Source organism: Streptomyces sp. NPDC049837, from assembly GCF_040674455.1.
Classification (GTDB): domain Bacteria; phylum Actinomycetota; class Actinomycetes; order Streptomycetales; family Streptomycetaceae; genus Streptomyces.
Genome location: NZ_JBFAMP010000018.1, coordinates 73,560 through 83,532, shown reverse-complemented (window position 1 = coordinate 83,532; position 9,973 = coordinate 73,560). Strand labels below are relative to the sequence as shown.

The window sequence follows — 9,973 nt, the reverse complement described above, 5'->3', positions numbered from 1 at the left end:
AGCGCCGCGAAATTCGCACCGAAGGTGTTCGTCTCCACGCAGTCCACACCGACCGCGAAGTACTCCTCATGCACCGACCGCACAATGTCCGGCCGGGTCACATTCAGGACCTCGTTGCACCCCTCCATCTGCTGGAAGTCGTCCAGCGAGGGATCGTGTGCCTGGAGCATGGTGCCCATGGCCCCGTCGGCCACCACCACACGGGTGGCCAGCGCCTCGCGGAGGGCGTCCGCCCTCGTGGCGCTCATGACCGGCCCCCTGACAGCCCGTCACCCAGGCCGGGGGCGAGGAGCCGCGCCGCTTCGGCGCCGTACGCGCGCGTGGCCGTGGCCAGGAGGCGTTCCGGATCGATCCGGTACGCCTGCGAGCCCACCGCGCCGAGCGCCTCGCCCGCCACCACACAGCCCAGCCGGGCGGCGGACTCCAGGGGCAGTCCACGGGCGACCGCCGCCAGGAAACCGGCCCGGAAGGCGTCGCCGACGCCCGTCGGGTCGGCGACGGGCGCTTCGGGTACCGCCGGGACGGTGAGCGGGTCGTGGTCGCGCCGGTCGATCCGTACGCCCGCCTCGCCCAGGGTGGTGACCCAGGCGTCCACCTTGCCGAGGACCGTCTCGCGGTCCCAGCCGGTGCGTTCGAGCAGCAGGGCGGCCTCGTACTCGTTGGTGAACAGCCAGCGGGCGCCGTCGACCAGGTCCCGCGCCTCGGCGCCGTCCAGCCGGGCGAGCTGCTGCGACGGGTCGGCGGCGAAGGGCAGGCCCAGTTCGCGGCACTGCGCGGTGTGGCGGAGCATCGCCGCCGGGTCGTTGGGGCAGACCAGGACGAGGTCGGGCCGCTCCTCCCCGGGGGCGGTGAGCTGCCGGAGGTCGATGTCCCTGGCCTCCTGCATGGCGCCCGCGTAGAAGGCCGCGATCTGGTTGGCGTCCTCGTCCGTGATGCACATGAACCGGGCGGTCTGCCGCTCCGCCGAGACGTGGACCCGCCCGGTGTCGACCCCGTGCTCCTTGAGCCAGACCTCGTACTCGGCGAAGTCGCCGCCCACGGCCCCGACCAGCACCGGAGTGAGGCCGAGGCCGCCGAGGCCGAAGGCGACGTTGGCCGCGACTCCGCCCCGGCGCACTTCCAGCGCGTCGACCAGGAAGGAGAGCGACACATGGGCGAGCTGGTCGGGGATGAGCTGGTCCGCGAACCGGCCGGGGAAGACCATCAGATGGTCGGTGGCGATGGAACCGGTGACAGCGATGCGCACGTCGGGTTCTCCTCGGGGTACGGGTACGCCGGCCGGTCAGATGCCGGCCGCGGCCTTCAGGGCCTGGGCGCGGTCGGTGCGCTCCCAGGTGAAGTCGGACAGTTCGCGGCCGAAGTGGCCGTAGGCGGCGGTCCGGCCGTAGATGGGCCGCAGCAGGTCGAGGTCGCGGATGATGGCGGCCGGGCGGAGGTCGAAGACCTCGCCGATCGCCTTCTCGATGCGCTCCTGGGCGACGGTCCCGGTGCCGAAGGTCTCGACGAACAGGCCGACCGGCTCGGCCTTGCCGATGGCGTACGCGACCTGGACCTCGCACCGCTCGGCGAGCCCGGCCGCGACGACGTTCTTGGCGACCCAGCGCATGGCGTAGGCGGCCGAACGGTCGACCTTGGACGGGTCCTTGCCGGAGAACGCGCCGCCGCCGTGGCGGGCCATGCCGCCGTACGTATCGATGATGATCTTGCGGCCGGTGAGCCCCGCGTCGCCCATCGGGCCGCCGATCTCGAAGCGGCCGGTCGGGTTGACCAGGAGCCGGTAGCCGTCGGTGTCCAGCTTGATGCCGTCGTCGGCGAGTTCGGCGAGGACGTGCTCGACGACGTGTTCGCGGATGTCCGGGGTGAGGAGGGAGTCGAGGTCGATGTCGGCGGCGTGCTGCGAGGAGACGACGACCGTGTCGAGCCGGACCGGGCGGCTGCCCAGGTACTCGATGGTGACCTGGGTCTTGCCGTCGGGACGGAGGTAGGGGACGGTGCCGTCCTTGCGGACCTCGGTCAGGCGGCGCGACAGGCGGTGGGCGAGGTCGATCGGCAGCGGCATCAGGGTCGGCGTCTCGTTCGTCGCGTAACCGAACATCAGGCCCTGGTCACCGGCGCCCTGCTGGTCGAGCTCGTCGTCATCGCCCTCGACACGCTGCTCGTACGCCGTGTCGACGCCCTGCGCGATGTCGGGCGACTGCGCGCCGATGGAGACGGAGACGCCGCAGGAGGCGCCGTCGAAGCCCTTGGCCGACGAGTCGTAGCCGATGGACAGGATCGTCTCGCGGACGAGGGCGGGGATGTCGGCGTACGCGGACGTGGTCACCTCGCCGGCGATGTGGACCTGGCCGGTGGTGATCAGCGTCTCCACGGCGACCCGGGAGGCCGGGTCCTGGCGCAGGAGCGCGTCGAGGATGGCGTCGCTGATCTGGTCGGCGATCTTGTCGGGGTGGCCCTCGGTCACGGACTCCGAGGTGAACAGGCGACGGGACATGGTTCTCCAGAGGTGTGAGGTCCGTTGGACGGTCGTTCGCGGCACGGCCGGGTCTTTTCGGTGTCGTCCGGTGTCGTCCGGTGGTCGTCGGGTGGTCTTCCAGGCGGTCATCCGGCGCGTTCGGCCGCGGATTCGAGCAGCCGGGCGAGGTCTGCGGCGGCGGCCGAGGTGGCCGCGAGCACCACGAGGGGTGGCCGGCCGCCGTTCGCGGCGATGAGCCGGGCGATGTCGTACGCGGTGGCTCCGCATCCGGAGAAACCGCCCAGCACCAGGCGCCCGCCCGCGTCGGCCAGCGGCCGCAGCGCGGTGTGACGGGCATGCGGGTCGTCGGGTACGGGGTCCAGCAGTACGAGCGCCTCGGGTCCCCGGTAGGAGCGGGCGAGCAGGTCGTACCGGGAGCGCGGGTTTCCGGCCGCCGGGAGGAGGCAGACGGTCCCGGCACCGGGACCCCGGCCGGGGCGGAGGGTGACGACGGGTGACGGCGGCCGGTGGGCGCCCTCCTGGGTGGGGGCGGCGGCGCTGTGGATCGTGGTGGGGACGGCGGGGTGCGCGTCCCGGGCGGCCTCGGTGGTGGTGGCGGTGGCGCCGTGGGCGTCCCGGCTCGTGCCGCTCTCGGTGTCGGCGTCCGCCAGGAGCGCGACGATGTCCGCGATGGTGGCGGACTCGCACGGCATGAGCGGCAGTTCGTGCAGCAGGTACCCGGCGTGGGCCAGGACGTCGGCGACGGCGGCTGCCCGGTCACGGTCGTACGAGACGGTCAGGACGAGCCCGCCGTCCTGGTCGTGCTGGGCGGCGAGGGTGAGGGGGAACGCCGTCCGGGCGGCGAGCGTCACCGGGGGCTCCAGGCGGATCCCCTGGGCGGCGAGTTCCGGGGCGATGTCGTCCGCCGGACGCGGCCGGCTCTCGAAGACGACGAGGGTGCCCGGCGGGGCCGACGGCCGGTCCTGGTCCCGGTCCTGCGTCCAGGCGCGGATCTGGCCGGCCGAGACCCATTCGTACGCCGCCATGTCCAGTGCTCGGTCGCGCAGTTCGGCCAGGAGCTGCGGCACGGTGGCGCGCGGGTCGACCACGACGGACAGGGGCAGCGGGTTGCGCAGCGCACCCGGCAGGCGCTCCACGCCCTCGAAGGGGATGCCGCGCCCGGACACGGCCACGCTGAAGCGGACCGGCTCGGCGTCGGCGGACCCGGTCGCCCGGTACAGCAGCAGGGCCCACACCGCCTGGAGCGCGCCGCTCTCGGTGCCGCCCCAGCCGGCCGCCCAGGCGCCGAGCCGCGCGGTCTGGGCGGGGGTGAGCCGCAGCCGGGCGCGGCCGGTTCCGGTGCCCGCGGCGCCGGAGGCGGGAGGGGCCGCCGGGAGGGGCGAGTGCGCGGCGCCGGGCGGTGGCGCGGCCGACGACCAGAACTGCCGCGCCGCGGTGGTGTCCTGGCCCGCGAGCCAGTGGGTGTAGTCGCCCATGTCGGGGCGCCGCTCGCCGCCCGGCAGCCGGCCGCCGGCCAGGTAGGCGCGGGTGAACTCGCGCAGCAGCAGGCGGGCGCTGAAGTCGTCGAGCAGGGCGTGGTGGTAGGTGAGCAGCACTCGCGTGGGCGGTGCGGTGGCGGACACGGCGGGCCCGCCGCCCAGCACGGTCACGCGCAGCGGCCCGGGGGTGCGCGGGTCGAGGCCGCGCAGCCGGTCGCCCTCGACGAGCGCCGTCCAGTCGGCGGAGCCGTGCGGCAGCCGTACGACGTCGGCCCGGACGCGGTCGTGCACGACGACGCGCGGCTCGGGGCTGTTGTCGAAGGCGGAGCGCAGCACGCTCTCGCGGTCGACGAGGGACTGCCAGGCCGCCGTGAAGCGTTCGGGGTCGAGCGGGCCGTGCCAGACGCAGGCGAGCTGCCCGACGTGGCGGGCCGCGGCCGGATCGGTGGTGGCGTCGGCGTCGGACAGGAGGTCGCGCTGGAGCGGGCTCGGTACGACACCGCGTACGAGCGGGCCGGCCGCCGTGGTCGTGGCGTCGGTGAGCAGGTCGGCCAGCAGGCCGGCCGGGAAGTCGCCGGGCGCGCCCGTGGTCAGGGTCAGGGTGTGGTGGCCCGGTCCGTGCCGCTGGAGCCGGTGCTGCCAGGGCGGGCCGTCGGGCAGGCGCGCGGCGATGCGTTCCAGGGCGGCTTCGAGGCGGCCGGTGTCGAGGGGGCCGCGCAACTCCAGGACGGGCGGGGCGTCGTAGGGGGGCGGGCCGGGGTCGACGACGACGGACATCGGCGCGTCGGGGGACACCGGGGACGTACGTGAGAAGTGATTCGTGGTCATGGTGTGTCCGGGGCGCGCACCCCCTCCCTCCCCTCTCTGCGAGCTCGGCAACGAGTATGCGAGGCCCCACCCATACGGACCTGACACGGCGCTGACACCGTGGTAGGCCGGGCAGCGCGGGGGCGGGTTCGGCGGGGATCTTCGCGCAGGCCCGCGTCGAAGGCGTGGGGCACACTAGCGGCGCGCGGGGCACGGTCCCGGTTTTCTCCGGCCACCCTGGACGGATCCGCGAGCGTCCCTGGACCGGGCGGCCCGTCTCGTCGGTGACGTGGAAGCCGGCGACCCGGGTGGGGTGCGGGGGCCGGCGCAGCGAGGGTGCGCGCGGCGGCGGGAGCGGGGGTGGCGAAGGTCTTCGCGGCGGCGGGGGCGGGGGCCGCGGGATGTTCGAGGCGGTCTCCGGACCGGCTCTCGCGTGTGCCGCGCCCGCCCCCGTGACGGGGGACTGACGGTGGGCGAACGCGGCGGAAGCAGTCTGTCGGCGCCGCATGCAGGATGCCTCGACGCCCGCTGGAGGGGCCGCGTTCGAGGTGTCCGGCTAGGATCGCGGCCATGGCCCTGATCATGAGTGACGTCGACCGGTTCGAGGCTGCCAGGCCCAGGCTGGAGGCCATCGCCTACCGGCTGCTCGGCTCGGCGAGTGAGGCGGAGGATGCCGTGCAGGAGACGTTCCTGCGCTGGCAGGCGGCTGACGTCGAGCGGATCGAGGTGCCCGAGGCCTGGCTGACGAAGGTCCTCACCAACTTGTGCCTCAACATGCTCACTTCGGCGCGGGCCCGGCGTGAGACGTACGTGGGACAGTGGCTTCCCGAGCCGCTGCTCGCCGGGGACCCGATGCTCGGCCCGGCCGACACCGCCGAGCAGCGCGAGTCGGTGTCGTACGCCGTCCTCGTCCTGCTGGAGCGGCTGTCGCCGGGCGAGCGGGCGGTGTACGTGCTGCGTGAGGCGTTCGACCACCCGCACCGGGAGATCGCCGAGATCCTGGACATCACCGAGGCCGCCAGCCAGCAGATCTACCACCGGGCCAAGAAGCACGTCGCGGACGGCAAGGCGCGCACCCGGATCGACGAGGCCGCCGCCCGCAGGGTCGTCGAGGAGTTCCTCGCCGCGGCGACCAGCGGCCGTACCGAACCCCTCGTACGCCTGCTCACCCAGGACGCCGTCTCGGTCGGCGACGGCGGTGGGAAGGTCCCCGCCCGCGCGAAGGCGTTCGAGGGGGCGCTCGCGGTCGCGAAGTTCCTGCGCGGCCTGTTCAAGCCGAGCGCGGCCAAGCGGGCCCATATCGGTGGCGCGGCCGAGATCTACGCCACGACCGCGAACGACGAGCCCGCCATCGTGGCGGTCGTGGACGGCCGGGTCGTCGGGATCACGTGCCTGGAGGTCACCGCGGACGGCATCGCCGCGGTTCGCAGCCAGGTCAACCCCGACAAGCTCGTCCGCGCGACCGAGCAGTGGACCGCCGGGGGCCTCGGCGGCACCCCGCTCCACACCCTCTGAACACCCTCCGACCCGATGTGACGTGCTTCACATCCCGATCCTGTCAGGAAACGCCGGGCTGCCCGGTTCAAGGGGCGAAACCGCGCACGGCAACGGCGTGACCCTCGCAGACAGGAGCAGGCACATGCAGCACCGCATCGTCGTCCTCGGAGCCGGCTACACCGGAGCCACCGCCGCCGGCCGCCTCGCCAAGCGGCTGCGCCGCGAGGACGTCACCATCACCCTCGTCAACCCCGAGCCCGACTTCGTCGAGCGCGTCCGGCTGCACCAGATCGCGGCCGGCCAGGACCTCAAGCCCCGGCCCTTCGGCGAGATGTTCGCGGGCACGGGCGTGGAGCTGAAGCTCGCGAAGGTCACCGCCGTGGACGTGGACCGCAAGACGGTGACGGTCACCGCCGGGGAGGGCCGGGAGGAGCTGGCGTACGACACCCTCGTCTACGCCCTCGGCAGCGGCTGGAACGACGGGGGCGTCCCCGGCGTCGCCGAGCACGCCCACGACGTCGCCGGCCGCCCCGGCGCCCTCCGCCTCCGCGACCGCCTGGCCGCCCTGGGCGCCGGCCGCCCCGTGGTCGTGGTCGGCGGCGGCCTGACCGGCCTGGAGGCCGCGACCGAGATCGCCGAGGCCCGCCCGGACCTCGACGTCGCCCTGGCCACCCACGGCGCCCTCGGCGACTGGCTCTCGGAGAAGGGCCGCGCCCACCTGCGGAAGGTGGTGGACGGGCTCGGCATCACGGTCCACGAACACGCCGCGGTCACCGCCGTGGCGGCCGACGGCGTGACGACTGCCGACGGCCGGACCATCCCCTCGGAGGCCACCGTCTGGACCACCGGCTTCGCCGTCCACCCGATCGCCCGGGCCACCACCCTGGAGGTCACCGACCGCGGCCAGATCGTGGTCGACCGCACGATGCGCTCGGTCTCCCACCCGGACGTGTACGCCGTGGGCGACGCGGCGATGGCGACCGGCCCGAACGACAAGCCGCTGCGCATGTCGTGCGCCTCGGGCGTCCCGATGGCCTGGCAGGCCGCCGACGCCATCGCCGCCCGGCTCGCCGGCGCCAAGGTCCCCCGTGTCCCCATCCGCTACTTCCAGCAGTGCGTCTCCCTCGGCCGCAAGGAGGGCCTGATCCAGTTCGTCACCGCCGACGACCGAACGAAGGACAGCGCCCTGACGGGCCGTGTGGCCGCCCTCTACAAGGAGCTGATCTGCAAGGGCGCGGCCTGGGGCGTCGCCCACCCGGCAGCGGGCATGCTGCCGTCCCGGCGCCGGCGCGTCGTACGGCAGGAGACCCTGGGCCACGTACGGGTGGAGGCGGCGGCCTGACCTCGCCAATGGCCGCGCAGGGGCCGTACGGTGGCGCGGTGACGACTCGGATGATCATTCTCAACGGTGGTTCCAGCGCCGGGAAGTCAGGGATCGTACGGTGCCTCCAGGCGGTACTGCCCGATCCCTGGCCGGCGTTCGGGTGCGACTCGTTCGTCGACGCCCTGCCCGCGAGGATGCGGGCGTCGGACGAGGGGATCACCTTCGCCGCGGACGGCGGGGTGAGCGTCGGGGCGGAGTTCCGGGCGCTGGAGGCGGCCTGGAGGGAGGGCGTCGTGGCGATGGCCCGTGCGGGCGCCAAGGTCATCATCGACGACGTCTTCCTCGGCGGGGTGGAGTCCCAGCAGCGGTGGCAGAAGGCTCTGGGCGGACTGGCCGTGCTGTGGGTCGGCGTCAGGTGCGAGAGTGCGGTCGCCGCGGCTCGTGAGGTCGCACGAGGAGACCGCGTCCAGGGGATGGCCGCGTCGCAGGCGGAGGTGGTTCACGAGGGCGTGTTCTACGACCTGGAGGTGGACACGACGCATACCGAGTCCATGGTGTGCGCGCGGACCATCGCCGCCCACGTGAGCTGAGTACCGCTCGGGCCCGAGGGCCTGTGCTCCGAGGAGCGCATGAGGCGGCGCACCCGGACCACCGGGTGCGCCGGGCACTCATGTGACGGGGAGTCAGCGGACGAACTGGGCGTACTCCTCGTAGCCGATGCGGCGGTCGCCGTCCTCGTCCGCCATGCGCATGATGGTCTCGACGTGGCTCGGCTTGATCCGGCTGTCGCCGTTCAGGGACATCCTCAGTTCCTCCAGCGTGATGTACCCGTCGCCGTCGGTGTCGATCTCTTCGAACTGCTGCCGCTTGTCGGTACCGGCCATGATGTGCGTCCTTACGTGCCGTGTGACAGGTCTCGGTCGACGGATGGGTGCGCCCGCGCCACCCCCGGCAAACACCGGAGCCCGCCGATCCACCCGTACGGCCACGCAAGACCCACCGGGCGCCGCGCTAGCGCGGCCCTGGTGCCGGCCGGCTTCAGCGGCGCTCGGGCAGGTCGGCCTCGGCGGGAGCCACCGGCACGTCGCGCGCGGCGCGTGACGACGGCGCCGCCGCTGCCGGCTTCTTCCCGCAGAACGCGGCCTCCAGCGATCCGCCGAGCGCCGTGTTGGCCGCCCCCCGGTTCGAGGTGTTCGCCATCGCCGACAGGCTGCGCCGGCCGTCCCGGGTCGCGAAGGCGTAGGTGTAGTACCCCTGCACGGTGCCGGTGTGCCCGTACACCTGGGCGCCGCAGGACAGGTCGTAGCGGCGCAGACCGAGCCCGTAGAAGCGGGTGTTCGTCGCGTCCGTCGGGGTGACCGTGGTCATGGCCTCCAGCGCCTGCGGCGACAGCAGCCGGCCCCGCATCAGCGCGGTCATGAAGGTGTTCAGGTCCGCCGGGTCGGAGATGACCGCCCCGGCCGACTGCGCCCAGGAGACCGTCTGCTCGGTGGAGTCGACGAGCGGCGCGCCGGCCTCGTCGGGGTGCAGGTAGCCGCGCACGTGCAGGCCCTTGATGCGCGTGTCGGGGTGTACGTACGCGGTGTTGCGCAGCCGCAGCGGCTTGATGATGCGGCGCTCGTACTCCCGGCCGACCGGCTTGCCGGTGATCTCCTCGATGAGCATGCCCACCACGACGAAGTTGGCGTTCGAGTACTTGTACGCCGCGCCGGGCTCGGTGGTGCGCGGTTCGCTCAGCGAGAGGTCCAGCAGCTCCTGGTAGCCGAAGACCCGGTTCCGTACGGACTCGAAGCCCGGCACGGTGTGGGCGAACATCTTCTCGGTGTAGTCCGCCAGCCCGCTGCGGTGGGTCAGCAGGTGACGCACCGTGATCCGGTCGTCCGGCAGCAGCCCGGGCAGATACCGGTTCACCGGAGCGTCGAGCTCCAGTCTGCCCTCGTCCACCAACTGGAGCAGCACCACGGACGAGAACGTCTTGCTGACGCTGCCGATGCGGAAACGCGCCCGGGTGTCCATGGCCGCCCCCGAGTCACGGTCTCGCACGCCGGCCGTCCGGGCCTGGACGCCCTCGGGCCCGGTGAACCGGGCCATCGCGCCCGGCGCGCCGCTGGCCATGGCGGCGTTCAGGGCCGCGGCAACGCCCTCCATGTCGGGCGCGGGAGTCGCCGTGTGCGCGGCGACGGAGGTGGCGGGCGCGGCCTGGGCGGTGGTGGCGGGGGCTGCCTGGGCCGTGGTGGCGGGGGCGACGGCCCCACCCGCGATGGCGGCGACCAGGACGGCGCCCACTGCCAGGCGTCGGTGCGGTGACAAGGTCACGTCAGATCCTCAACTCACTGGAGATCGGGGGAGCTTCGGCACCCTTGTGCGCCGTCTCCCATACCCATGAACGATGAG

At 73.6% G+C, this 9,973-nt stretch carries 9 protein-coding genes; 3 read left to right on the top strand and 6 right to left on the bottom strand.

Annotated features, from left to right (window positions below; genetic code table 11):
* The 4 genes from AB0J57_RS33370 to AB0J57_RS33355 all read right to left on the bottom strand — a co-directional run.
* The coding region (locus tag AB0J57_RS33370) for a homocysteine S-methyltransferase family protein (protein WP_366132146.1) at window positions 1-248 on the bottom strand (248 nt) is incomplete at its 3' end.
* Window positions 245-1,246 (bottom strand): carbohydrate kinase family protein, encoded by a 1,002-nt coding sequence (locus AB0J57_RS33365; RefSeq protein WP_366132145.1) that lies wholly within the window; start codon window positions 1,244-1,246, stop codon window positions 245-247. The genes AB0J57_RS33365 and AB0J57_RS33370, both read right to left, overlap by 4 nt.
* Before the next feature lie 36 nt (window positions 1,247-1,282).
* Window positions 1,283-2,491, bottom strand: a complete 1,209-nt coding sequence (metK, locus tag AB0J57_RS33360) for a methionine adenosyltransferase (protein ID WP_366132144.1) — start codon at window positions 2,489-2,491, stop codon at window positions 1,283-1,285.
* Window positions 2,492-2,598: 107 nt separating this feature from the next.
* A complete protein-coding gene (locus tag AB0J57_RS33355) occupies window positions 2,599-4,779 on the bottom strand; it encodes a condensation domain-containing protein (protein WP_366132143.1) in 2,181 nt (726 codons plus the stop codon).
* Between the two features lie 549 nt (window positions 4,780-5,328).
* Between AB0J57_RS33355 and AB0J57_RS33350 the strand changes: the two genes are divergently transcribed.
* The 3 genes from AB0J57_RS33350 to cpt all read left to right on the top strand — a co-directional run bounded on the left by AB0J57_RS33350 (window position 5,329) and on the right by cpt (window position 8,169).
* Window positions 5,329-6,273, top strand: coding sequence for an RNA polymerase sigma-70 factor (locus AB0J57_RS33350; RefSeq protein ID WP_366132142.1), 945 nt, complete (start codon window positions 5,329-5,331; stop codon window positions 6,271-6,273).
* A 124-nt stretch (window positions 6,274-6,397) separates the two neighbouring features.
* Entirely contained in the window at window positions 6,398-7,597 is a 1,200-nt protein-coding gene (locus tag AB0J57_RS33345) for an FAD-dependent oxidoreductase (RefSeq protein ID WP_366132141.1), read from the top strand.
* Between the two features lie 38 nt (window positions 7,598-7,635).
* Window positions 7,636-8,169 (top strand): chloramphenicol phosphotransferase CPT, encoded by a 534-nt coding sequence (gene cpt / locus AB0J57_RS33340; RefSeq protein WP_366132140.1) that lies wholly within the window; start codon window positions 7,636-7,638, stop codon window positions 8,167-8,169.
* Between the two features lie 93 nt (window positions 8,170-8,262).
* Here the strand turns inward: cpt and AB0J57_RS33335 are convergent, their stop codons facing one another.
* Entirely contained in the window at window positions 8,263-8,463 is a 201-nt protein-coding gene (locus AB0J57_RS33335; RefSeq protein ID WP_366132139.1) for an EF-hand domain-containing protein, read from the bottom strand.
* Window positions 8,464-8,617: 154 nt separating this feature from the next.
* Window positions 8,618-9,895: a serine hydrolase domain-containing protein gene (locus AB0J57_RS33330; protein WP_366132138.1), complete on the bottom strand. Its 1,278-nt coding sequence runs from the start codon at window positions 9,893-9,895 to the stop codon at window positions 8,618-8,620.
* Window positions 9,896-9,973: the final 78 nt, after the last annotated feature.

What these genes read in the sequence shown, in the direction of transcription:
- AB0J57_RS33345 (WP_366132141.1), top strand. Translation starts at nt 6,398, where the DNA reads ATGCAGCACCGCATCGTCGTCCTCGGAGCCGGCTACACCGGAGCCACC.
- AB0J57_RS33350 (WP_366132142.1), top strand. Translation starts at nt 5,329, where the DNA reads ATGGCCCTGATCATGAGTGACGTCGACCGGTTCGAGGCTGCCAGGCCC.
- metK (WP_366132144.1), bottom strand. Translation starts at nt 2,491, where the DNA reads ATGTCCCGTCGCCTGTTCACCTCGGAGTCCGTGACCGAGGGCCACCCC.
- AB0J57_RS33355 (WP_366132143.1), bottom strand. Translation starts at nt 4,779, where the DNA reads ATGACCACGAATCACTTCTCACGTACGTCCCCGGTGTCCCCCGACGCG.
- AB0J57_RS33335 (WP_366132139.1), bottom strand. Translation starts at nt 8,463, where the DNA reads ATGGCCGGTACCGACAAGCGGCAGCAGTTCGAAGAGATCGACACCGAC.